The organism is Flavobacterium sp. ACN6 (assembly GCF_002304005.1).
In the GTDB taxonomy this organism is placed as follows: domain Bacteria; phylum Bacteroidota; class Bacteroidia; order Flavobacteriales; family Flavobacteriaceae; genus Flavobacterium.
This window is the reverse complement of sequence record NZ_MRCQ01000003.1, coordinates 70,364-93,339: the sequence shown is the minus strand read 5'-3', so window position 1 is coordinate 93,339 and position 22,976 is coordinate 70,364. Positions and strand designations below refer to the sequence as shown.

The following is a 22,976-nucleotide window of genomic DNA, read 5'->3' as shown; positions in this document are numbered from 1 at the left end:
TTCTAAGGTTTTGAATCTTACACTTAAAAAGCCATTTAAAAATGTAGATTTTTAAATGGCTTTTTTTTGTAATCAAAAAAGAAATTCTTTTTAATTCTTTTAATCTAAGGCAAAAAAATCTTAGAGCCTTAGTATCTCAGAACCTTAGCATCTTTTAAAAAAAAAAACTCAAATTAAAATATCGCTCTCCAAATCTGATTTTTCAATTTCGAAACCAAAATCCAAGCGTTCGACCAATTCGATAACTAGTTTTTTATACCAGTTTTCAGATTTAGGGTGAATGTAAATCTTCTCAATTAACTGATTAATATCGACATTAATTTTTAGTCCGTCGTTTAGTTTTAAAGTGCTTTTTGAGGTATCAGTAATAATGCGGACTTCACGTTCGTACTGAAAACTTTTTCTTTTGAATAAAAACGGAAAGAACAAATCATCAAACGGAATATATTCTTTTTTGTAATCGATATAATTTACTTCACCAATATACTGATCAAAATTGTTTTCTGGTTTTAAAGCTTTCTGTAATCTCCCAATGGTTGACTGAATGGCTAATCCTTCGCTGTTTTGAGTGAAAATCTGCCACATAGCAAACGATTCATATTCATTAATATGCCAGCTGCTTATAGCTACTTTTTCGCGATGCGTTTTGTAATAATTTAAAAAATCAGGATTATCGACTGCTAGTTTTTTAATCTCTTCGTAAGTGGGTTCACTGAAAGTACCTTCATATTGATCTTCAAATTTGTCAGAACGTGACATGAATAATTTCTTTGAAAGTAAAAGATCTAAAAATTTAGACAAATCCAGATATTTCCAAACTATAGTGTCAGGATCTTCAGTAAGCGTGATGTTTGGGTTGTTAAGATACATTCTTTTGAGGTTAAATGATTTATTCTTAAACTCACCTAAAGTTATAAAAATAAACACAGATTAAAGAAATTAAATTGAGTTTTAATATTTCCTTAATCTGTGTAGATTTTGATTTTATGTATAAGTCTTAAGATTCGAAAGACTGCATGGTAACCAATTTATTATAAGTCCCATTATGGGCTATTAATTCGTCATGAGTTCCCTGCTCAACAATTTTTCCTTTTTGCATGACTACAATTAAATCTGCTTTTTGAATAGTAGAAAGTCTGTGGGCGATTACTATTGAAGTTCTGTTCTGCATCATGTTTTCGAGTGCAAGCTGAACAAATTTTTCACTTTCAGTATCTAATGCAGATGTTGCTTCATCCAAGATCATAATCGGCGGATTTTTTAATACCGCTCTGGCAATAGATAAACGTTGTTTTTGTCCTCCAGAAAGTTTGTTTCCGCTGTCGCCAATGTTGGTGTAAATTCCAGCCGGCAGGTCTTTTACAAATTCGTAAGCATTTGCAATTTTTAGTGCTTCAATAATCTCATCATCTGTAGCGTCTAGTTTTCCTAATGCAATGTTGGCTTTTATAGTGTCATTAAACAAAATACTGTCTTGTGTTACCAATCCCATTAAACCTCGAAGTGATTGAAGATTTAAATCTTTGATGTTAATTCCATCAATAGAAATTATTCCTTCGTTAACATCGTAAAAGCGGGTTAATAAGTTAGCTATTGTGCTTTTACCACTTCCAGACTGACCAACAAGTGCAACGGTTTGTCCTTTTTTAATTTGAAGAGAAAAGTCTTTTAAAACCGTTTCTTCTTCGTATTTAAAGTTTACATGTTGAACAGAGATATTGTCATCAAAAGTCGTTTTTTCGACTGCATTTTCTTTAGAAACAATTGTGTTTTCCTGATCTAAAACTTCTAATACGCGTTCTGCTGCGGCATTTCCTCTTTTTACACCATACGAAGCTTTAGAAATTGCTTTTGCTGGAGTTAAAATGTTATAAGCTAAACTCATGTAGCCAATAAAAGAGGCTGCATCTAAAGTTTTGTCAATTAAAACCATTTGTCCTCCAAACCACAATAATATAGTAATAACCAGAATTCCCATAAATTCACTCGCTGGCGAGGCAAGGTTTTGTCTGTTTCCTATGCTGTTTGAAAGTTTGAAAAAACGGTCTGTTGAATTTTGAAATACAGAGTTGAAGTAGTTTTCAGCGTTATAGCCTTTTACAACTTTTAATCCGCCGACTGTTTCTTCAATTGTAGATAGAAAAGTTCCTTGTTCCTGCTGTGCTTTAGTAGATTGTTTTTTAAGTTGTTTTCCAATCAGGGAAATTAAATAGCCGGAAATCGGAATAAAAATAAAAACAAACACGGTTAGCTTAACGCTGATATAAAGCATTGCAAAAATGGTAAATATTATCGTTAAAGGTTCTTTGACGATAAGTTCCAAGATCGCTAAAAATGAAGTTTGTACTTCATTTACATCGCCGGAAATTCTTGAAATTACATCACCTTTTCTTTTTTCAGAATAAAAAGCCAGAGGAAGTTCAAGTGTTTTTTTGTACATCGCGTTACGCATATCTTTCAATATTCCGTTTCTTAGGAAATTGATAAAAAACATGGCTAGATAATCGCATAAGTTTTTTAATAAAAATATAGTGATAATTACGGAAACCATTATTGCTAAAGTATGTCCGGCGCCATAAGTATCTGTTGTGTTCGTAATGAAGTAACTCAAAGAATCTTCTGCATAATGCTTGATTTCAGTAATTCCAGTATAGACTGGTTTTACAGTATTTCTTTTAGTTTGATCAAATAAAACTTGAATCATTGGAATTAATGACACAAAAGAAAGTGTACTGAAGAGTGCATACAAAACATTAAAGAAAATATTTAAGAATGCATATTTTTTATATGGGTATATAAAAGGAACTATTTTTTTGAAATTACTCATTTTTATGGATATTGTTTTCTGCGATGGCAATTGCTCTTTCGAGTTTTTCCAGCAATAATTTTTTTTCTGGTAATTGGGTTAAATAAGCTGAAACTTTAATTTGTTCGTCGTTGTCCAGCATTAAGTAATTAATTTGTTCAGGCGATTTTTCACTGCACAAAATTAATCCAATTGGTTTGTTTTCTCCTTCTTTTTGTTCATTTTTCTCTAGCCAGCGAAGATATAATTCCATTTGACCTTTGTATCCAGCCTTGAATTTCCCTAATTTCAAGTCTATAGCAACCAGTCGGCGTAAGCCTCGATGATAAAAAAGCAGATCGATGTAAAAGTCTTCATCATCTATAGTTATTCTTTTTTGACGTGCCAAGAAAGCAAACTCACTGCCCATTTCGGTAATAAAGTTTTGTAATTGTGCTAAAATGGAACTTTCTAAATCTTTTTCGGAATAACTGTCATGAAGACCTAAGAAGTCTAAGAAATAGGGATCACGAAAAGCTAAATCTGGACTGATTTGTTTTTCGTTTTTTAATAAAGCTAAGTCGTTAATAATTGTTTCTTCCGGCTTTTTGCTAATAGCAGTTCTTTCAAAAAGCATGCTGTCAATACGATCTTGTAAGGTTCGTACGCTCCAGCGTTCGTGAATACTCATTTGGATATAGAATTCACGCTTAATATTGTTTTCAATATAAATGAGAGTTCTTAAATGAGACCATGTCAATTGTGCACACACTGTGTGCACAATTGTAAGGTCTTGAAATATAGTGTTTAACTTGATGAAGCTGTGTAGGTTTCTTTTATTAAATCCACTTCCATATCGGTTAGAAAGTTCGGTACTAAGATTTAAAATAAGTTTCTTTCCATAATCAGCTCGATCGTTTTTTAGAATTTCATCATTGATGTTTTTTCCAATCTTCCAATATAGAAGTGTCAATTCCTGATTGACTGTTTTGGCAACAAAATGGCGCGTCTGATCTATTAGTCCAATTATTGAGTCTAATAGTTCGGGGTTGTCACTTGTGTCAAGTTTGTCACTCATTTTATTACTTCAATTGCATATCTGTAATGATATTCTGTATTTTTTGATCTAAGAAACTTTCCGCTTCATCAAAATCCTGAACCGATTCTAATTCAGCATTTACGCTAATATAGAATTTAATTTTTGGTTCTGTTCCACTTGGTCTTGCGCAAATTTTAGATCCGTCTTCTGTATAGTAAATCAATACATTTGATTTTGGAATATCCATTACAGATTCTTCATTTGTTAACAAGTTCAACGCAGTAGATGATTGATAATCTTCAACCATAATAACACGCTGTCCGTTAATTTCTTTCAAAGGATTTTGACGTAAATCAATCATCATCTGATTAATTTCCTGTAAACCTTCCATTCCTTTTTTAGTCAATGAAACTAAAAATTCTTTGTAAAAACCATTTTCAACATAAAGTTGTAAAAGTTCTTTATAAACGGAACTTCCTGCGGCTTTCGCTTGTGCAGCAACTTCGCAAATTAATAAAGTAGCAGCAACAGCATCTTTATCTCTAACAGCATCGCCAACCATGAAACCGAAACTTTCTTCACCACCTCCAATAAATTGAAGTTCTGGGAAATCTACAATCATTTTTGCGATCCACTTAAATCCTGTTAAACCAACTTTGCATTCAACACCATAACTTGTTGCCAGTTCCATCATCATTGGAGTAGAAACAATAGTGGATCCTACAAATTGTTTTCCATTAATTTTACCTGCTTTTTTCCATTGTTTTAAAAGGAAAGAAGTCATTAAAACCATAGTTTGGTTTCCATTCAATAAAATCATTTTACCGTCATTGTTTCTAACAGCAACACCTAAACGGTCACAATCAGGATCTGTTCCAACAACAATATCCGAATTTGTTTTGTCTGCCAAAGCCAAAGCCATTGTTAAAGCCTCTGGTTCTTCTGGATTTGGAGATTTTACCGTTGGGAAATCCCCGTCTGGAACTGCTTGTTCAGGTACAATATGAACATTTTTGTAACCAGCCTGAGATAAAGTATCCGGAATAGATTTTATAGAAGTTCCGTGCAATGAAGTAAAAACAATATGAAGATTGTCTTTGGCTTCTGCCGGAGTATTAAAACTTGCGTTTTCGATAGATGATTTTACAAAAGCTTTGTCAATTTCAGTATCAATATATTGAATTAAGCTCTCGTTTGCATTGAATTTAATTTTATCGTAGTCTAAACTTTCGATAACTTTAATGATTTCACCATCTTGAGGAGGAACGATTTGACCGCCATCCTGCCAGTACACTTTGTATCCGTTATATTCTGGCGGATTATGAGAAGCAGTAAGTACGATACCGCATTGGCATCCTAAATGTTTAAGTGCAAAAGATAATTCTGGAGTTGGTCTTAAGTCCGAAAACAAATAAACTTGAATTCCGTTTGCAGAAAAAACATCAGCAACCACTTTTGCCAAAGTATTACTGTTATGACGACAGTCGTAAGCAATAACTACTTTTAAAGGTTCGTTTGGAAAAACTTTGTGTAAATAATCAGATAATCCCTGAGTATTTTTTCCAAGAGTGTATTTGTTGATTCGGTTATTTCCAACCCCCATAACACCTCGCATACCGCCGGTTCCAAATTCTAGGTTTTTGTAAAAACTCTCTTCCAGGTCTTTTGGAGAGGTAGTCATTAATTCTTTTACTGCTGCCTGCGTTTCTTGATCAAACGTAGGCGTGAGCCATTCATTTACAGCGTTTAAAATATTAGGTGCTATATTCATTTAAATTTTCTTTTATGTTTTAAATAAAGGTAGTTTTTCTTGAAAAGTTAATTTGACTCAAAACGATTTTTTTTTCCTGATTTGTATCAAAAATTCACTTCACGTGCTACTTTATATCTTTCTTCATTATTCTTGGTTCTTAAAATAATTTCACCTAAAAATCCAGCTAAGAAAAGCTGTGTTCCTAAGATCATTGTTGTTAATGCGATATAAAACCAAGGATTACTAGTAACTAGAGTATATCGCATTCCGTTATACATATGGTATAGCTTTGAAACTCCAATATATCCTGCAGACAAAAATCCGATGATAAACATAATAGAACCCATTGCACCAAATAAGTGCATAGGTCTTTTTCCGAAACGCGATAAAAACCAAATGGTAATTAAATCAAGAAATCCGTTGATAAAACGTTCCATTCCGAATTTGGTTTCACCATATTTTCTAGCTTGGTGAATAACCACTTTTTCGCCAATTTTTCCGAAACCGGCATTTTTGGCCAAAACTGGTATATAGCGGTGCATTTCGCCAGAAACTTCAATGTTTTTAACCACAACGTTTTTATATGCTTTTAATCCGCAGTTAAAATCATTTAGCTCAACTCCAGAAGTTTTTCTCGCAGCCCAGTTAAATAATTTTGAAGGAAGATTTTTTGCCACGACAGAATCGTAACGTTTCTTTTTCCAGCCAGAAACCAAATCGTATTTCTGACCTGTAATCATATCGTATAATTCAGGAATTTCATCTGGACTATCTTGCAAATCGGCATCCATTGTAATAATAACGTCGCCCTTCGCTTTTGCAAAACCAGCATGTAAAGCCTGCGATTTTCCAAAGTTCTTCATGAAACGAATGCCTTTTACATTCGGATTCTCATTAGAAAAACCTTCGATAATCTGCCAAGAATTATCTGTACTACCATCATCTACAAAAATGATTTCATAAGAGTAATTGTTAGATTGCATCACTTGAATGATCCAAGTATAGAGTTCTTTAAGTGATTCCTCCTCGTTTAGAAGCGGTATAAGTATAGATAAATTCATTTATATTTTTATTCTTGTGTAGATTTGCTTTTAAAAAATGCGGCGAAAATCAATCCGAAAATTGCACTGACAACAATAGCAAAAACAGATCCTTTTGCTAGTTCTACAGTAGAATATGGACTGCTTTCTTTCATTTTAGCAACTGCTTCATTAATTGCAGATGCAGGTGTGCCAAATTTCTGCATCATATTGACAGTATATTTGATCATAATTTCGCTTAAAGTATCTTTTGCTCCCGGGTCAATAACATTAAATAAAACAATGTTAAAAGTTGTAGAAATTAAAATACCAATTACAGCAGCTATAAAATAAGTGGTAAAAGCATCTTTAAAACTAAAAACGCCATTCAGTTCTTTCTTAGTTTTAGAAAGTAAAATAATGCTGATTGTAAGACTTATCGCTATTCCTATAATTCCCATCCACCAAGCTGTAAATAGGTTTAAATCAACAGCGTATATCGTAGCAGTAACCAAAGCAGATGCAATTCCAATCATTACACCATACGTAATACCATTCTTTTTTATAACTTCATTAATCATATTTTTATATGTTTTAAAATTAATCCACAAATATAGTAATTCCCACTATAATCGGAGATAAAAAAAGCTTTTCGAAATAAACTAAAAAAAAGTGGGCTAACTATTTGTTTATTAAAAAAGAATTGTAAATTTGCACACTCAAAAATAATTAAAAGTTTTTAAACAAAAAGAGTATCATTTGTTTACACCTTTTTCTAACCATGAAAAAGCTTCAAAATAAACATACTCCAAACAATAAATAAAAGAAAAGATGAAAAAAGGAATTCACCCAGAAAATTACAGATTAGTTGCATTTAAAGACATGTCAAATGATGACGTTTTTATCACTAAATCTACTGCAGATACAAGAGAAACAATTGAAGTTGACGGAGTTGAGTATCCAGTTGTAAAAATGGAGATTTCTAGATCATCTCACCCTTTTTATACTGGTAAATCTAAACTTATCGATACTGCAGGACGTATTGATAAATTCAAAACTAAATATGCAAAACACGCTAAAAAATAATAGCTGTTTTAAATTATACAAAAGCCTTCCAGATTTGGGAGGCTTTTTTTTTGGCGTTAAATTTTCTTAACTGCAAAAAAAATAAGAATCTGATTTTAAAATATTGCCCGTGGTTTTAACCATGGGGTGCGTATTGTGAATATATTGCGTCCCAGCGGTTGAAACCGCTGGCTATGTTAAAATTGTAAAATCAAACCTCAGGCTTTACTAATTGATGTAATTTAAATGAATTAAAATTCAAGACAATATGAAATTTTGTGCATTCGTGGCTATTTACATATGAATATGGTTCATGTAAAGTATAAATATTTGTAACTTTGAGCCAGGTAACCAAATCAATATTTTAACAAACACTCAATTATTTATGAACTACATTCTTTTCGACGGACCCGTTCGGAATGCTTTATTACCTTTTACCTTTACGAGGCCTGTGGCTGATATTTTGGTCGGAATAATGACCATTCGTCAAAAATGGGAAAAACGTCTGGGTTCGACAATTACTACTATAACCGAAGAATATTTGTCTGAGAAATTTCCAATGGTGGAAATGGAAGAAAATGTAATGATCAATGCAGCGTATTTGCCAAATGATACACTTGCAGAGATGGTTTCAAACTTAACAGAAAATCAGGCAATATTTAAAGGGGAAGATGTAATAGCATTTTTTGCGTCTGAAAATCAAGAAGAAGTCGATTTTGATTCTTATGAAATTATTCATTACAATGATGATTGTATCACCATTGAACATACTTGGGATATTTTCTCTAAAAATGATGCAGCAATCCGTGAGGATTTTAATTATTTAACCGAAGATCGAAAATCACAGCCAATTCCAAAAAGCGTTAATGTAATTGCTCCCGAAAATATATTTATAGAAGAAGGTGCAAAATTAGAGTTTGTAACTTTAAATGCTTCTAACGGACCTATCTATATAGGTAAAGATTCGGAAATTATGGAAGGCACTACGATTCGCGGCCCTTTCGCTTTATGCGAAAAAGCGATGGTAAAAATGTCGGCTAAAGTTTACGGGGCAACAACCGTTGGGCCAGGATCTAGAATAGGCGGCGAGGTTAAAAATTCTGTTCTTTTTGCGAATTCAAATAAAGGACATGAAGGGTTTTTAGGTGATTCTGTTTTAGGGGAATGGTGTAATATTGGAGCTGATTCTAATAATTCAAACCTGAAAAATAATTACGAAGAAGTAAAGTTATGGAGTTACGAAACAGAAGGTTTTGCAAAAACCGGACTTCAGTTTTGTGGTTTAATGATGGGAGATCATAGTAAATGCGGTATCAATACAATGTTCAATACAGGAACTGTTGTTGGAGTAAGCGCTAATATTTTTGGATCTGGTTTTCCGCGTAATTTTGTTCCAAGTTTCTCTTGGGGCGGTGCGGCTGGATTTACAACTTATGTGACTAAAAAAGCTTTTGAAACAGCACGATTAGTTATGAGCCGAAGAAATATTGATTTCGACGCAACAGAAACAGCAATTCTAGAACATATTTTTGAGGAAACTAAGAAATGGAGAAAAGACTAATTTTTAATTTAATAATTAGTCAATTAGATAATGAGATAATTTAGTAAAGCCCACAGGTTTTTAGAAACTTGTGGGCTTTTTTATTTTTAAAATTAATGTTACTTATCAATTTTAGTAAAATCTCCTTTTAAGTTGAATTTTAATTCTAAACCATTGGTAAGTTTAGCTTCATAGCCAAAAGTTCCTATTTCGATTTTGATTATTTTCTCCTTACGAAAGTTTGTTTTTACATACGAAGCGATTTTTTTCGGGATAATAGAGGAAGGAATTTTATCTCCATTACCGTCTACTTCTTTCCAGTTTCCTTTTTTATCAAATTCTATTTCAATTTTATTATCAAACTGCACTTTATATTCTGTAGAAAGAATTTCTTTGTCTTCCAATATATAACTTGGTTTTTTTGATCCAAAATGTGTTTTTAAGAATGTTTGTGCATTTGCAGGTAAAGCTTCTTTTTTGATTACAGTTTTTTGTGCATGTGCAGAAAGTCCAAATATTAATCCTGCCATTAGGCTGGCTGCCAAGTTTAATTTCGTTCTCATATTTTGCTGATTTTTAATTGTTATACAAGATAAGACTAAATTTTGAAAGATGTATTGAAAAAGAAAAGCCCTAATGTTGGAATCAGAGCTTTAGGTTTTATTTTAATTAAAGATTATTTATCAATTCTCAGAAAATTTCCCTGAAGATCAAAAACTAAATCTAGTTCGCTGGAAAGTTCTACTTCAACAGTTGTTTTTTTATTATCAATAGAAGTCACAAACTGATTAGGATAATTTGTTGTTACATAGGTTTGTATTTTCTCTGGAACTAATGCAACAGGAACAGCCTGATGATGTCCGTCTATATCAATCCAATTGCCATTAGCATCAAAATCAATTTCGAAATTATTGCTTAGTTTAACTTCATAAATAGATCCGTCTATATCGGCAATATTTTGTTTTGTTACATTAATATAAGTAACATTAGGGAAATAAGTATTAACAAATGTATCAGCAGTTTTTGGTAAATCGCTGGCATTAATTACAGATTCATTATTGTCATCGTCACTATCACATGATGTAGTGGTGAATAAAAGTGATAAAGCGATAAAGCCGGTTAAAAATATTTTTTTCATGATTGTATTATTTAATATATCTTGTTTAATTATCGATTCTTAAAAAGTTCCCTCTTGAGTTAAATTCCAGTTCTATGCCATTACTTAAATCCACTTCGTAACCCCAGGTTCCTTTGTCGATTTTGGTAACTGTTGCACCTGCAAAATTGGTTTTAACGTAATTTGCAATTCCTTTTGGGAGTACTGTTACCGGAATCGGCTGATGATTGCCGTCTACTTCTTCCCAGTTTCCTTTTCCGTCAAATTCCACTTCCATATTGTTGGCAAACTGAACTTTGTAATCTGTAGAAAAAGTTTCTTTATCCTGTAAAATATACGTAGGTTCCTGACCGGTAAAATGAGTTTTTAGAAAAGTCTGAGCATTAACTGGCAAAGCGGCTTTTGTAATAACAGTTTTTTGTGCATTGGCAGAAAGTCCAAATGTTAACCCTATAATTGCTAATGCAGCGAGATTTAATGTCGTTTTCATAATTGTATGTTTTAAATTCTAATACAAGTTTATAACCTGAATTAGGAAACAATTAGGAAAAAAGAAAAATACTACTTTTTAGGAAAATTAATTTTAAACTGATGATCGCCAGTAAAGATATATTCGACCGTTATCGAATAATTATTGATAATAGATTTTACAATAGATAAACCTAAACCTGTAGATTCGTTTGTAGTAGTGTGACGGTAAAATCTATTGAAAATAACAGCTGAATTTAACGGTGCATTATTTCCGGAATTTGAAATTATGATTTCATTTTTATTGATAACAAAATTCACAAAACCTTCCTTATGATTATGTATCAAAGCATTCTTTAATAAATTACTAATCAATGCAATCGCAAGACCTTTATTCATTTTAAAGAGTAACGAATCATTTTCTGTAATAATTATTTTTACTTTTTTAAATTCGGCCAGATCAGTATAATCTTCCGTCAATGTTAAAATAAGTTTATTGAAATCAACCTCTTGCTCTTGAGAGAATTGTTGGTTTTCAATTTTGGATAACATTAATAAAGATTTATTCAATCTAGTTAATCGGTTTAAAGTATCCGTTATTTTTCCAATTTCTATCATTTGTTCTTCCGGAAGCGTGCTGTTTTCTGCAAATAATTCCAGTTTATTGATGCTTATTGCCAAAGGGGTCTGCAATTCGTGAGAAGCATTTTCTATAAATTGTTTCTGGCTCGAATATATACTTTCGTTACGATTAAGCATTTTCTCGACTTCTTTTGCCAGCGTATTAAATTCATCAATAGGAGAATCGATTGCTTTTAGTTTGCTTCCGGTTCCTAGTTTTATTTCTTTAAGGTTATCCAGGACAACATGAAATGCTTTCCATATTTTTTTTAATAATAAATGATTTACTATCAATATACTTATAACTAGCATGATGTATAAACCAATTAGTGCCAAAAATAAATCTTGAAGCAATTCGTCTTCTTCAACAATAGAAGCTTTTATAATGAGCTCATAATTGTTTCCTTCCTCATCTTTAAAAACAGATTTTAAAATTCTGATAGGTTCATCATCATTATCATATTCCATGAATTCCTTGGTAGAAAAAAACTCATCTTTGGTGCGGTAATTTCCTTTAGGAAGCGGTTTTATGGTAAATTTATTGATTCCAAATTCAGGAGAATTTAACAATTTTCTATCCGCGAAAGCGTGACGAACAATAATTATTTTTGAGTTTTTTAAGTCGTCGTCAATATTATCATATACTTCATCTAAAATCAGAACATAAAAAATTCCTGCCCATATTGGGATAACGAGAAGCAGGGTGACAGCCAGATAGCGAAGTGTATAATTTTGTAATTTCATTAACTCATTTTATATCCAATACCGTAAACAGCCTGAATGTCAATTTCAGCATTACTATCTTTCAGTTTTTTACGAAGATTTTTAATCTGTGAATATACAAAATCTAAATTGTCGGCCTGGTCTGTATGATCACCCCATACATATTCAGCAATCGCAGTTTTATTAATTAATCTGTTTGGGTTAATGATGAAATAATATAGTAAATCAAACTCTTTTCGGTTTAAATCCAATGTATTATTTTCGATCAAAACCGTTCTTTGTTCCGGAGAAAGTGTGATGTTTTTCCAGATAATAAGATTATCTCCATTATGATTGTTTCTTCGCATTGCCGACTTGATTCGGGCATGTAATTCTGATAAATGAAAAGGTTTACTTAAGTAATCATCAGCACCTAAATCCAGTCCTTTTACTTTATCATCAACAGCATCTTTTGCCGAAATAATAATCACGGCACTCTGTTTTTTTTGCTTTTTAATTTCCTGAAGCAAATCCAATCCGCTGCCGTTAGGTAACATAATATCAATCAGGATGCAATCGTAATCATAAGATCCAAGTTTGTCAAATCCTGAAATATAATCATGTGCATTTTCTACAATATACTTCTCTTTTTCAAGTGATTGTTGCACTACTTCACGTAAACCTGCTTCATCTTCTATTATTAAAATTTTCATCTTTTGCCTGTTTTATGTAATCAAATGTAAGAATACAAGCTCAAAATAACATCTCATTTCTGGAAACATTTGGGAATTTTGACATACTTATTAGATTGTTGGATTTTTAGACTTCTTAGATTTTAAAGTGCACCGCTGAATATTTATTCTTTTTTTGATATTTCTAAAAGTTTAAGAAGTCTAACTCTTTCTAAAATCTTGAATTCTAATTGCCACATTCTCTAATTAAATCTATCTTTGCACCTTCAAAAAAGCGCTTGCTAAGAAATCTAATACTCTAAGCAGTCTAAAATCTAAAAATCTAAATGATTACAGTTAACGATATTTCGGTTCAGTTTGGTGGAACTACACTTTTTAGCGATGTTTCTTTTGCTATAAATGAAAACGATAAAATTGCCCTTATGGGTAAGAATGGTGCAGGAAAATCTACACTTTTAAAAATAATTGCTGGTGTAAGTAAACCTTCTACCGGAAGTATTTCTGCTCCGAAAGAAGCTGTAGTCGCTTATCTGCCACAGCATTTGCTTACACAAGACGGTTCTACTGTTATGGAAGAAGCGTCAAAAGCATTCAGTGAGATTTTTAAAATGAAATCGGACATTGACGAAATAAATGAGCAGTTAACAGTTCGTACGGATTATGAAAGTGACGAATACATGAAATTGATCGAAAGGGTTTCTGACTTAAGCGAAAAATTTTATGCAATTGAAGAAGTAAACTACGAAGCAGAAGTAGAGAAGATCTTAGTGGGTTTAGGTTTCGAACGTGAAGATTTCTCACGTCAGACTTCTGAATTTTCGGGAGGATGGAGAATGCGTATCGAGCTTGCTAAAATCTTATTGAGAAAACCAGATTTAATTTTGCTGGATGAGCCTACTAACCACATGGATATCGAAAGTATTCAATGGTTAGAAGATTTCTTGTTGAACCAAGCTAAAGCCGTTGTGGTAATCTCACACGATAGAGCGTTTGTAGATAATATTACAAATCGTACTATCGAGGTTACAATGGGAAGAATCTACGATTACAAAGCAAAATATACTCATTATTTAGAATTGAGAAAAGACCGTCGTATCCACCAGCAGAAAGCTTACGACGAGCAGCAAAAAATGATTGCAGATAACAGAGCTTTTATTGATCGTTTTAAAGGAACTTTTTCTAAAACAGATGCTGTTCAGTCTCGTGTTAAAATGTTAGAAAAACTGGTTATTGTTCAGGTTGATGAAGTAGATACATCAGCATTAAAATTAAAATTCCCGCCGGCAGCGCGTTCTGGACAATATCCTGTTGTGGTAAAAGATTTGTCTAAATCTTACGGTGATCATGTCGTTTTTAAAGATGCTAATATTGTCATCGAAAGAGGACAAAAAGTTGCATTTGTTGGAAAAAATGGAGAAGGAAAGTCGACCATGATCAAAGCGATCATGAAAGAAATTGGTATTGATGAAGGAAGCGTTGAAATTGGACATAATTCTCAAATTGGTTATTTTGCACAAAATCAAGCAGCTTTATTAGATGAAAATGCTACCATTTTTGAAACTATTGACAATATTGCTGTTGGAGATATTAGAACACAGATTAAAAATATTTTAGGAGCTTTCATGTTCCAAGGTGATGATATTACCAAAAAAGTAAAAGTACTTTCTGGAGGAGAAAAAACACGTTTAGCAATGATCAAATTATTGTTGGAGCCAGTTAACTTATTAATTCTGGATGAGCCTTCAAATCACTTGGATATGAAGACTAAAGATATTATTAAAGATGCACTTCGCGATTTTGACGGAACTTTAATTCTGGTTTCTCACGACCGTGATTTCCTAGACGGATTGGCAACTAAAGTTTTTGAATTTGGAAACAAAAGAGTAAAAGAACATTTTGAAGATGTTGCAGGTTTCCTTGCTCATAAAAAAATGGATTCGATGAGAGAGATCGAAAAATAAGTTAAAACAATATAAATTCAAAAAAGCATAAGTTAATTCTTATGCTTTTTTTGTGCTTTAATATTAAAAAAGTTTAAGGTTTGTAATAGTTTAAAATATGACTTAGATCAGGTTTTTACCTAATGTATAAAATTAAATTTACTGTAAGAATAAACTTATTTTAAAAAATGTTTATTCAATCAAAAATTTAATTTTTTTAGTTATGAATCAGATAAATAATTTTTTCGGTTTTAAAACCTTTCTTCTACTTTTAATACTTCCTTTTTTAGCAAATGGACAAACTGCAGAGTCCAATTCGCAGACAGAAGTAAAATACCCGCAGTTCAAATTTCAAGGACTTTTTCAGGCACGTTATTTAAGTGGTTTTACCAACGGGATTGATGCGACAACAGGCTTGCAGCATTCTGATGGTAAGGCAGTCGAAAATACATTTGACATTAAAAGAATGCGTTTGGGAGTAACAACCAAATTGGGAGAACGGTTTGATGTTGTGGTTTTGGCAAATTTAGCTGATTTCAAATCTGATCCAAAAGGGAAAGTTCTTGAAAATGCTTTTGCGAGATATACTTTTAATAAAAACGTTGGATTTTTGATTGGTCAGTTTAGACCCGCTTTTGGAATCGAAGAATTGAATCCTGCTGATATTCTTAAATCATTCGATTATTCTAATCAGTATACAGAATTTGGAAATAACGGCTGGACAAGCTTTCAGATTGGAGCTTCAATGTTCGGAAAGTTTGATTTAGGAAAACTACCAGTTACATATGCAGTTAGTGCGGTAAATGGAAATGGAAAAGACCAGGTATCTGATAAAGATAATGGTAAACTATATTCTTCACGCTTAGGTTTTGAATTGGACAAAAAACATGCTGTCAATTTCGGAATCAATGGCGGTATTGGTGAAGTTTATAATAATAAAGTATATGCAGTGGGACTAGATCTTACGGCCGACTTTAAATTGACAGATAAATTAATACTTCAAACGCAGATTGAGGCAAAACAAGGAATTAATCATTACTTGTATTATTCTTTAGCTGCAGATTCGAGAACTTCGAACCTTAACAAATATCAAATGAGAGGCGCTTACTTTCTGCCAAATTTAAGATATGAAATAAAATACCAAAAACTTACTGCAATAGAATTCTCCTGCAGATATGAATATTTTGATAGGAGTTTTAAAATTGATTCAAACGCAAAACAGACCTATACACCTATGGTGGGTCTAGAGTTTGGAAAAGGCTATACTGGGCGTATCGAAGCGGGAATGCAGTTTGATAATTATAAGCGTAACATTTCAAATACTACAGCATACGATAACAATTTATTTATCATACAATTTCAAGGAAGATTTTTCTAAACATATTAAATTATTTTAAATATCATGAAAGAAATAGATATAAAAAAATCACTTATTACACTTGTAATAGGTTTGATGATTTGGTTTGTTCCTATTCCAAAAGGACTTACACCTGAAGCCTGGCATTTATTTGCAATTTTTATCTCAACAATTATCGGAATTATTTTAAAAGCCGCACCAATGGGGAGTATGTGCATGATTGCTGTTGCTCTTACTGCTTTTACTCGAGTTTTGGCACCAGAAAGTGCCGGGGATTCTATTACTCTCGCTTTAGGAGGTTTTGGTAACAAGGTGATTTGGCTTATAGGAATTTCATTTTTTATAGCTCGCGGATTTATAAAAACAGGTTTAGGCAACAGAATCGCTTTTTTATTTATTAAAATATTTGGAAAAAGTTCGCTTGGGTTAGCTTATGGTTTAGGGTTGGCAGATTTAGTTTTGGCGCCAGTTGTGCCAAGTAATACGGCACGCGGAGGAGGAATAATTTATCCTATTATGAAAGCAATGGCAATGAATTTCGATTCAGATCCTGATAAACCAGAAACACGCAGAAAGTTAGGAGCCTTTTTAACGTTAAGCAGTTATAACGTAAATTTAATTGCCTCGTCTATGTTTTTAACAGGAACGGCAAGTAATCCGATGTGTCAAAAATTTGCTGAAAATTTAGGTATACATATTTCTTGGACTTCTTGGGCGATTGCGGCATTAATTCCTGGTTTGACAGCATTTTTTGTAATTCCTTTTTTATTATACAAAATTTACCCTCCTGGATTAAAAAAAACAGGTGACGCTCCAAAATTAGCATCTCAAAAATTAAAAGAGATGGGGGCAATCTCAAAAAACGAATGGCTGATGCTTTTAACGTTCGTTATTTTATTATTTCTTTGGATGACTGGAGATCTTTTTTCGATAGATGCAACTACCACTGCATTTATAGGATTGGTAGTTTTACTGCTTACTTCTGTTTTAACTTGGGAAGATGTAAAAGGAGAAAAAGGAGCATGGGATACAATTGTGTGGTTTGCAGTTTTAGTGATGATGGCAAGTTCTTTAGATAAATTAGGATTTATTGGCTGGTTTAGTGAAATTGTAAAAAGTCATATGTTAGGTTTGAGCTGGCAGTTAGCTTTCATAATTATTATTGCAGTCTACTTCTTTAGTCACTATATTTTTGCAAGTGCAACAGCTCACGTTGCTGCAATGTATGCCGCATTACTGGCAGTTGGAGTTTCGCTGGGAGTTCCAGGATTGTTTTTGGCATTTATGTTAGGATTTGTGGGTTCATTATATGGAACATTAACTCATTACGGCCACGGACCGGCACCGGTTTATTTTGGAAGTGGTTATGTAGATTTAAAAAATTGGTGGACAAAAGGACTTATTACAGGGCTTGCAATGTTATTGATTTATCTGGTTATTGGAGGTTTATGGCTAAATGTAATAGGATACATTAACTAAAAAAGAATAACATATTTTTAAAAGGCATAAGAATTACTTATGCCTTTTTTGTTTTTATATGTATATTATAACATTATTTTAATGCAATTTTTTTTACAATACTTATCTTTTTTTGTTATTTTAGTACTCCCATTTCGTATTTACTATAGAAGTTAACTTTTTGATTTTCAAAAAGTATGATGATTCTGAATTCAGTTGCATAAAAACAAATATTTTATCTATTTGAAATCTATGAGTAAAATTCTACTAGTTCCAATTGTTTTTTTCTTTTGTCTGACACCGCTTTTTTTACAAGCCCAAAACGATGTAAACGAAAGTGGGAAAACAGAAAAAACAGAAAGCGAAATAAAGTATCCGCAATATCAGCTTAAAGGTCTTTTGCAGGCAAGGTATTTAGAAAGCTTTGGAGATAACGTCGATGTTTTAGGTGTTCATCATTCTACAGGCGATGTAACTCAGAGTTCATTCGATATCAAAAGAATGCGTGTTGGCTTAAATACCAAACTAAGCGAAGCTACAGAAGTGGTGATTCTGGTCAATTTAGCCGATTTTAAGTCGGATGCCAAAGGTAAAGTTCTTGAAAATGCCTACGGAAAATATACTTTTAGTAAATACATTGCTTTAACGGGCGGTCAGTTTCGGCCAGCATTTGGTCTTGAAGAACTTGTTCCTGTTGATATTATTAAATCATTCGATTTCTCCAATCAATATTATGAATTTGGAAAAAACGGCTGGACCAGTTTTCAAATTGGAGCATCGGCAACCGGAGCTTTTGATGTTGGAAAAATTCCTGTAAATTATGCGGTTTCTGTTTTAAATGGAAATGGAAAAAATGTCGAAATGGACAAAGACAACGGAAAACAATATTCGACAAGGTGGGTTTTTGGTTTGTCTAAAGAATATAAAATAAACCTTGGTTTAAATGGGGGTTTCGGAAAAGTATTTAAAGAAGACGTTTTTGCGGTTGGACTTGATATAACCAGTGAATTTAAACTTACTGACAGATTTAGTTTTGATTTTCAAATAGAATACAAACAAGGAACAAATCACAACTTATATTTTTCTTTGCCTGTTGACAGCAGAACAGCTAATGTTGCCGATTATCAAATGCGGGGCGTTTATTTTCTTCCAAATCTAAGATATGTCGTCAACTATAAAAAATTGACAGCGCTAGAATTGTCTTGTCGTTACGAAACTTTCGATCCAAGTTATAAAATCAATTCGAATGTGAGACAGACTTATACGCCGATGATAAGTTTAGAATTTGGAAAAGCTTACACCGGACGAATCGAATTGGGATTTGAAATTGATCGATTGGATAGAAATATTCCAGACACATCAACCTACAATGATGATTTGTTCTTAATTCAATTACAGCTCCGACTTTAATTCACTTAAATTTTATTTTATGAAAGAAGTAAAAATCCCACAGACTTTAATTACTCTGGCAGTTTTAATTGCAATTTGGTTCATTCCTGCGCCAAATGGTGTTGTAATAGAAGCATGGCATTTGTTTGCCATTTTTGCAGCTACAATTTTAGGAATTATCTTGAAAGCGGCACCAATGGGAACGATGTGTATGATTGCGATTGCATTAACGGCAATGTCTCAGGTTTTAGCGCCCGGAGATCCTGGTAAATCAATTACTCTTGCTTTAAAAGGATTTGGAGATAAAGTAATTTGGCTTATCGGAATTTCGTTTTTTATAGCGAGAGGTTTTATTAAAACGGGTTTGGGAAATAGAATTGCTTTTTTGTTTATTAAAATATTCGGAAAAAGTTCTTTAGGATTAGCGTACGGTTTAGGTTTGGCCGATTTGGTTTTAGCGCCTGCGGTTCCAAGTAATACAGCAAGAGGAGGAGGAATTATCTACCCGATAATGAAATCCATGTCGATGAGTTTTGGTTCCATGCCAGATCAGCCAGATACACACAGAAAGTTGGGTGCATATTTAACCTTAAATAGTTATAATATGAATTTGATTGCGTCCTCTATGTTTTTAACAGGAACGGCGAGTAATCCGATGTGTCAGAAATTTGCACTTAACTTAGGTATCAAAATCACTTGGATGTCTTGGGCGGCTGCGGCGATTGTTCCGGGGTTGTGCGCTTTTTTTGTGATTCCGTTTCTATTGTATAAAATTTATCCTCCTGAATTGAAAAAAACAACCGATGCGCCGCAGATTGCTTCTCAGAAATTAAAAGAAATGGGAGCAATAACTCGGAACGAATGGATGATGTTGCTGACATTTTTTATCCTGCTTTTTCTTTGGATGACGGGAGATCTTTTTTCTATTGATGCTACAACAACAGCATTTATCGGTCTAGTGATTTTACTTCTAACCTCAGTTTTAACTTGGGATGATGTTAAAGCCGAAAAAGGAGCTTGGGATACTATAGTTTGGTTTTCTGTTTTAGTAATGATGGCTAGCTCGCTTAATGAATTAGGTTTCATTGCATGGTTTAGTGATCTTGTAAAAACAGAAATAGGCGGATTAAGCTGGCAGATGGCTTTTCCGATTATTATTTTGGTATACTTTTTCAGCCATTATCTTTTTGCAAGCGCAACAGCACACGTCGCCGCGATGTATGCTGCTTTACTTGGTGTTGGAGTTTCACTTGGAATTCCGGGTTTACTTTTAGCTTTTATGCTCGGTTTTATAGGCTCAATCTACGGAACTTTAACGCATTATGGTCACGGTCCGGCACCCGTGTTTTTTGGGAGCGGCTACGTTGATTTAAAGAGCTGGTGGGTCAAAGGACTTGTAACTGGTCTAGTTATGCTCTTTATTTATATGGTAATTGGAGGATTGTGGCTCCGAATTATTGGGGATTTCTAGATCCTGATTCCGGGAGGAAGCAATTCTTTGTATCTAGGATTTTTTTTGAAAAATGAAACAATCTTTGGGTGAATTGGAACAACCCTGTAATTTTTTTCAGAGCTTAACTCTAAAATATTCTTAAGCAAAGCATTGATAGCTTCGTCATTTTGATAAGAATCTGGAGTGTTGATTTTGGTTAAGAAGATTTTTTTTTCTTGAAATGAATATTCAACTGCCAGCATTCCTTCAGGTACGACAGTTTCAAATTGGCGTGCAAAAGTGTTGTCTTTTATTTCCATAGTTACAAAAGTTTCCATAGTAATTTTCTTTTAGGTTATGTTTATAAATTGAATTTGGGATGTGAAATAGTATTGAAAGAAAATTCTTTATAAGATTTTAAAATCAAAAAACATTTCAAATACAAAGGTAATCATTTGATTTTCAATATTAAATTATTTTTTGAACAGCTAAAGATTAAGCAATTGGTTTTAAATCTTTTTTTTAGTTTCTACTAATAATATGGAGCGAAATTTGATTAAGATGATAGTAAAAAAAGTAACTTTATTTTTTTTAATAAATCTCGTAATGATAAATTTCATTTTAATAATATGAGTAAGATTCCTGTTTATTTTATGCCGGGTCTGGCGGCAAGTTCATCTATTTTTGAAAGAATAAAACTGGATGGAACAATTTTTGAAATGTGCCTCTTAGAATGGGAAATCCCAAAGCCTAAAGAATCATTGTCAGATTATGCACTGCGAATAAGTAAAAATATAAAGCATGAAAATCCTGTTTTAATTGGAGTTTCCTTTGGCGGGATTCTGGTTCAGGAAATTGCAAAGCATATAAATGCCCGAAAAGTTATCATTGTATCCAGTGTTAGAAGTAATGTTGAATTTCCGAGAAGAATGAAAATAGGCAAGAGCACAAAAGCATACAAGTTAATTCCGATGCAGTTAATTCTGAATGTAGAAAAATTAGCCAAATTTTCTTTTGGAGAAAAAGTAAATAAAAGAATTAAGCTCTATGAAAAGTTTTTAGCGGTACGTGATTTAGGCTATCTGCAATGGGCTGTAGAAAGCGTAATTCGTTGGGATAGAAATCAAATCGATGAAAACGTAATACATATTCACGGCGATAAAGACGATGTTTTCCCAATAAAATATATTAATAAGTGTATTATCGTAAAAGGAGGTACTCATATTATGATTCTTAATAAATACAAATGGCTGAATGAGAATTTGCCATCTATTATATTGGAAGATTAATTCGAAAATTCCAATTTTTTGGCCGGTTCGATATCTTTGTCAAAGTTTAAAACTTTGACAAAGATTTACGCGCAAAGTTATTACTCGCAATCTTGTCATCCCGGGGAACGAGGGATCTCCGCAAGAAACTCCCCAATCAAAATCGCCAATCTTTGTAGAGTTACGCCTGTGATTTCTCTTCGGTCGAAATTGACAAGCTAAACGGTATTCTTTTCAATAGAAGAAAAATCTAAAATCTAAACTCAGAAATCTAAAATAAAAAAAATCCCAAAAACCATTAATTGGAATTTGGGATTTTAAATATTGTGATTTAAAGAAATTTAGATTTTCTTCATTTGTTCTTTCATCATCGTGATTTGCTCTTTCAGCATACCTTGTTTGTCTAATTTTTTAGCTTCGTTTAATAAATTAGTCGCTTCCAGTTTTCTTCTGCGTGACATTGCCACTCCTGCAAGGTTCAATTTAGCTACAGCTAAATCCATATCCATAGATAGTCCAAGTTCGATAGCTTTCTTAAAATGTTTCTCTGCTTGGTTGATATTTGTCTGAGATAACATGATTCCTTGTAAATAGTTTAAGTAACCTTGTTGTTTTCTTACTAATGCTCCTTCTGGATTTTTAATATATGACAGCCATTTTTTAGCGCCTTCAAAATCTTGTTTTCTTAATTTTAGGAAAGCTAAAAGGATAAATTCGTTTTTAAAGTAAAGAAAAATTGGAATTGCAGTTAGTATTATAAGAAAGATCCCAGTTCCTACTTCATGATCGATAATTTCGTAAACGCCAGCTACAACAAGAAGTCCGGCCAAAATAAGTTTAATATTTTTGTGAAACATAATTAATGTAAATTTGTGATTGCAAAGATAGTAAAAGGAATTAAAAATATTTTTATAAAACTACTTGCCAGAAAAAAAAGTCTTTGTATATTTGCACTCGGTTTTTGAGCAACGATATTAAAAACTAGAAAAAGATATTAGATACCATTTTAAAGATACAAAGCAATGAGCAAAAGAACATTTCAACCATCGAAAAGAAAAAGAAGAAATAAGCACGGATTTATGGACAGAATGGCTTCTGCGAATGGAAGAAAAGTTCTAGCGCGTAGAAGAGCAAAAGGAAGACATAAATTAACTGTTTCTAGCGAACCTAGACACAAAAAATAATGTTTGTATAAACATACATAAGGCGATTACTTTTTTAGTATCGCCTTTTTTTATACCTTGTCGGTAAAAAAACTTGCAACGTTCTAGTTTAGAATAGACTACGAATGTTTTTTAGAAGTACTTTATATAACTACACAATACATACAA

Annotated in this window: 22 protein-coding genes; 9 read left to right on the top strand and 13 right to left on the bottom strand. The window is 32.7% G+C overall.

The features are described from left to right. Nucleotides 1–168: 168 nt before the first annotated feature. From BSF42_RS05750 to BSF42_RS05725, 6 genes are all read right to left on the bottom strand, one after another. The gene (locus tag BSF42_RS05750; RefSeq protein WP_095952159.1) at nucleotides 169–870 is read right to left on the bottom strand and encodes a DUF2971 domain-containing protein; all 702 of its coding nucleotides are present in this window, start codon (nucleotides 868–870) and stop codon (nucleotides 169–171) included. 127 nt (nucleotides 871–997) lie between these two features. Then, nucleotides 998–2,827, bottom strand: a complete 1,830-nt coding sequence (locus BSF42_RS05745) for an ABC transporter ATP-binding protein (RefSeq protein ID WP_095952158.1) — start codon at nucleotides 2,825–2,827, stop codon at nucleotides 998–1,000. Continuing rightward, a complete protein-coding gene (locus BSF42_RS05740) occupies nucleotides 2,820–3,863 on the bottom strand; it encodes a YhcG family protein (protein ID WP_095952157.1) in 1,044 nt (347 codons plus the stop codon). Before BSF42_RS05740 ends, BSF42_RS05745 begins: the two co-directional genes overlap by 8 nt. Nucleotides 3,864–3,867: 4 nt before the next feature. Further along, nucleotides 3,868–5,595 (bottom strand): phospho-sugar mutase, encoded by a 1,728-nt coding sequence (locus BSF42_RS05735; protein ID WP_095952156.1) that lies wholly within the window; start codon nucleotides 5,593–5,595, stop codon nucleotides 3,868–3,870. 86 nt (nucleotides 5,596–5,681) lie between these two features. Beyond that, nucleotides 5,682–6,638, bottom strand: a complete 957-nt coding sequence (locus BSF42_RS05730) for a glycosyltransferase family 2 protein (RefSeq protein ID WP_095952155.1) — start codon at nucleotides 6,636–6,638, stop codon at nucleotides 5,682–5,684. 8 nt (nucleotides 6,639–6,646) lie between these two features. Continuing rightward, nucleotides 6,647–7,177: a DUF4199 domain-containing protein gene (locus BSF42_RS05725; RefSeq protein WP_095952154.1), complete on the bottom strand. Its 531-nt coding sequence runs from the start codon at nucleotides 7,175–7,177 to the stop codon at nucleotides 6,647–6,649. A 250-nt stretch (nucleotides 7,178–7,427) separates the two neighbouring features. Here BSF42_RS05725 and BSF42_RS05720 point away from each other — a divergent pair, with 250 nt between their 5' ends. Both BSF42_RS05720 and BSF42_RS05715 read left to right on the top strand, forming a co-directional pair. Beyond that, the gene (locus BSF42_RS05720; RefSeq protein ID WP_095952153.1) at nucleotides 7,428–7,682 is read left to right on the top strand and encodes a type B 50S ribosomal protein L31; all 255 of its coding nucleotides are present in this window, start codon (nucleotides 7,428–7,430) and stop codon (nucleotides 7,680–7,682) included. 364 nt (nucleotides 7,683–8,046) lie between these two features. Beyond that, a complete protein-coding gene (locus tag BSF42_RS05715; protein WP_095952152.1) occupies nucleotides 8,047–9,222 on the top strand; it encodes a GlmU family protein in 1,176 nt (391 codons plus the stop codon). Between the two features lie 98 nt (nucleotides 9,223–9,320). Here the strand turns inward: BSF42_RS05715 and BSF42_RS05710 are convergent, their stop codons facing one another. From BSF42_RS05710 to BSF42_RS05690, 5 genes are all read right to left on the bottom strand, one after another. Then, nucleotides 9,321–9,764 carry a PepSY-like domain-containing protein gene (locus BSF42_RS05710; RefSeq protein WP_095952151.1) on the bottom strand — a complete coding sequence of 148 codons (444 nt, stop codon included), beginning with the start codon at nucleotides 9,762–9,764 and terminating at the stop codon, nucleotides 9,321–9,323. Nucleotides 9,765–9,877: 113 nt separating this feature from the next. Beyond that, nucleotides 9,878–10,339, bottom strand: a complete 462-nt coding sequence (locus BSF42_RS05705; RefSeq protein WP_095952150.1) for a PepSY-like domain-containing protein — start codon at nucleotides 10,337–10,339, stop codon at nucleotides 9,878–9,880. Between the two features lie 25 nt (nucleotides 10,340–10,364). Continuing rightward, nucleotides 10,365–10,808: a PepSY-like domain-containing protein gene (locus BSF42_RS05700; RefSeq protein ID WP_095952149.1), complete on the bottom strand. Its 444-nt coding sequence runs from the start codon at nucleotides 10,806–10,808 to the stop codon at nucleotides 10,365–10,367. Nucleotides 10,809–10,879: 71 nt separating this feature from the next. Next, nucleotides 10,880–12,151 carry a cell wall metabolism sensor histidine kinase WalK gene (locus BSF42_RS05695; protein WP_095952148.1) on the bottom strand — a complete coding sequence of 424 codons (1,272 nt, stop codon included), beginning with the start codon at nucleotides 12,149–12,151 and terminating at the stop codon, nucleotides 10,880–10,882. Then, nucleotides 12,151–12,822: a response regulator transcription factor gene (locus tag BSF42_RS05690; protein ID WP_095952147.1), complete on the bottom strand. Its 672-nt coding sequence runs from the start codon at nucleotides 12,820–12,822 to the stop codon at nucleotides 12,151–12,153. Before BSF42_RS05690 ends, BSF42_RS05695 begins: the two co-directional genes overlap by 1 nt. 305 nt (nucleotides 12,823–13,127) lie before the next feature. Here BSF42_RS05690 and BSF42_RS05685 point away from each other — a divergent pair, with 305 nt between their 5' ends. From BSF42_RS05685 to BSF42_RS05665, 5 genes are all read left to right on the top strand, one after another. Next, a complete protein-coding gene (locus BSF42_RS05685; RefSeq protein WP_095952146.1) occupies nucleotides 13,128–14,762 on the top strand; it encodes an ABC-F family ATP-binding cassette domain-containing protein in 1,635 nt (544 codons plus the stop codon). Nucleotides 14,763–14,964: 202 nt separating this feature from the next. After that, nucleotides 14,965–16,119 carry a porin gene (locus BSF42_RS05680; protein ID WP_095952145.1) on the top strand — a complete coding sequence of 385 codons (1,155 nt, stop codon included), beginning with the start codon at nucleotides 14,965–14,967 and terminating at the stop codon, nucleotides 16,117–16,119. A gap of 24 nt (nucleotides 16,120–16,143) precedes the next feature. Beyond that, nucleotides 16,144–17,577 carry an anion permease gene (locus BSF42_RS05675; protein ID WP_095952144.1) on the top strand — a complete coding sequence of 478 codons (1,434 nt, stop codon included), beginning with the start codon at nucleotides 16,144–16,146 and terminating at the stop codon, nucleotides 17,575–17,577. A gap of 231 nt (nucleotides 17,578–17,808) precedes the next feature. After that, nucleotides 17,809–18,966: a porin gene (locus BSF42_RS05670; RefSeq protein WP_095952143.1), complete on the top strand. Its 1,158-nt coding sequence runs from the start codon at nucleotides 17,809–17,811 to the stop codon at nucleotides 18,964–18,966. Between the two features lie 19 nt (nucleotides 18,967–18,985). Next, a complete protein-coding gene (locus BSF42_RS05665; RefSeq protein WP_095952142.1) occupies nucleotides 18,986–20,416 on the top strand; it encodes an anion permease in 1,431 nt (476 codons plus the stop codon). Here BSF42_RS05665 and BSF42_RS05660 read toward each other — a convergent pair. Further along, complete coding sequence (locus BSF42_RS05660) at nucleotides 20,413–20,715, bottom strand: GNAT family N-acetyltransferase (protein ID WP_253250992.1); 303 nt, start codon at nucleotides 20,713–20,715, stop codon at nucleotides 20,413–20,415. The two genes, BSF42_RS05665 and BSF42_RS05660, sit on opposite strands and share 4 nt — an antisense overlap. A gap of 291 nt (nucleotides 20,716–21,006) precedes the next feature. Here BSF42_RS05660 and BSF42_RS05655 point away from each other — a divergent pair, with 291 nt between their 5' ends. Continuing rightward, nucleotides 21,007–21,666: an alpha/beta hydrolase family protein gene (locus BSF42_RS05655; RefSeq protein WP_095952141.1), complete on the top strand. Its 660-nt coding sequence runs from the start codon at nucleotides 21,007–21,009 to the stop codon at nucleotides 21,664–21,666. 320 nt (nucleotides 21,667–21,986) lie between these two features. Here the strand turns inward: BSF42_RS05655 and BSF42_RS05650 are convergent, their stop codons facing one another. Next, complete coding sequence (locus BSF42_RS05650) at nucleotides 21,987–22,502, bottom strand: hypothetical protein (RefSeq protein WP_095952140.1); 516 nt, start codon at nucleotides 22,500–22,502, stop codon at nucleotides 21,987–21,989. A 165-nt stretch (nucleotides 22,503–22,667) separates the two neighbouring features. Between BSF42_RS05650 and rpmH the strand changes: the two genes are divergently transcribed. Further along, the gene (rpmH, locus tag BSF42_RS05645) at nucleotides 22,668–22,829 is read left to right on the top strand and encodes a 50S ribosomal protein L34 (protein WP_008464848.1); all 162 of its coding nucleotides are present in this window, start codon (nucleotides 22,668–22,670) and stop codon (nucleotides 22,827–22,829) included. Nucleotides 22,830–22,976: the final 147 nt, after the last annotated feature.

Bases quoted from the DNA above. Each gene is read 5' to 3' on its own strand.
- BSF42_RS05750 (WP_095952159.1), bottom strand. From the start codon at position 870: ATGTATCTTAACAACCCAAACATCACGCTTACTGAAGATCCTGACACT.
- BSF42_RS05745 (WP_095952158.1), bottom strand. From the start codon at position 2,827: ATGAGTAATTTCAAAAAAATAGTTCCTTTTATATACCCATATAAAAAA.
- BSF42_RS05740 (WP_095952157.1), bottom strand. From the start codon at position 3,863: ATGAGTGACAAACTTGACACAAGTGACAACCCCGAACTATTAGACTCA.
- BSF42_RS05735 (WP_095952156.1), bottom strand. From the start codon at position 5,595: ATGAATATAGCACCTAATATTTTAAACGCTGTAAATGAATGGCTCACG.
- BSF42_RS05730 (WP_095952155.1), bottom strand. From the start codon at position 6,638: ATGAATTTATCTATACTTATACCGCTTCTAAACGAGGAGGAATCACTT.
- BSF42_RS05725 (WP_095952154.1), bottom strand. From the start codon at position 7,177: ATGATTAATGAAGTTATAAAAAAGAATGGTATTACGTATGGTGTAATG.
- BSF42_RS05720 (WP_095952153.1), top strand. From the start codon at position 7,428: ATGAAAAAAGGAATTCACCCAGAAAATTACAGATTAGTTGCATTTAAA.
- BSF42_RS05715 (WP_095952152.1), top strand. From the start codon at position 8,047: ATGAACTACATTCTTTTCGACGGACCCGTTCGGAATGCTTTATTACCT.
- BSF42_RS05710 (WP_095952151.1), bottom strand. From the start codon at position 9,764: ATGAGAACGAAATTAAACTTGGCAGCCAGCCTAATGGCAGGATTAATA.
- BSF42_RS05705 (WP_095952150.1), bottom strand. From the start codon at position 10,339: ATGAAAAAAATATTTTTAACCGGCTTTATCGCTTTATCACTTTTATTC.
- BSF42_RS05700 (WP_095952149.1), bottom strand. From the start codon at position 10,808: ATGAAAACGACATTAAATCTCGCTGCATTAGCAATTATAGGGTTAACA.
- BSF42_RS05695 (WP_095952148.1), bottom strand. From the start codon at position 12,151: ATGAAATTACAAAATTATACACTTCGCTATCTGGCTGTCACCCTGCTT.
- BSF42_RS05690 (WP_095952147.1), bottom strand. From the start codon at position 12,822: ATGAAAATTTTAATAATAGAAGATGAAGCAGGTTTACGTGAAGTAGTG.
- BSF42_RS05685 (WP_095952146.1), top strand. From the start codon at position 13,128: ATGATTACAGTTAACGATATTTCGGTTCAGTTTGGTGGAACTACACTT.
- BSF42_RS05680 (WP_095952145.1), top strand. From the start codon at position 14,965: ATGAATCAGATAAATAATTTTTTCGGTTTTAAAACCTTTCTTCTACTT.
- BSF42_RS05675 (WP_095952144.1), top strand. From the start codon at position 16,144: ATGAAAGAAATAGATATAAAAAAATCACTTATTACACTTGTAATAGGT.
- BSF42_RS05670 (WP_095952143.1), top strand. From the start codon at position 17,809: ATGAGTAAAATTCTACTAGTTCCAATTGTTTTTTTCTTTTGTCTGACA.
- BSF42_RS05665 (WP_095952142.1), top strand. From the start codon at position 18,986: ATGAAAGAAGTAAAAATCCCACAGACTTTAATTACTCTGGCAGTTTTA.
- BSF42_RS05660 (WP_253250992.1), bottom strand. From the start codon at position 20,715: ATGGAAACTTTTGTAACTATGGAAATAAAAGACAACACTTTTGCACGC.
- BSF42_RS05655 (WP_095952141.1), top strand. From the start codon at position 21,007: ATGAGTAAGATTCCTGTTTATTTTATGCCGGGTCTGGCGGCAAGTTCA.
- BSF42_RS05650 (WP_095952140.1), bottom strand. From the start codon at position 22,502: ATGTTTCACAAAAATATTAAACTTATTTTGGCCGGACTTCTTGTTGTA.
- rpmH (WP_008464848.1), top strand. From the start codon at position 22,668: ATGAGCAAAAGAACATTTCAACCATCGAAAAGAAAAAGAAGAAATAAG.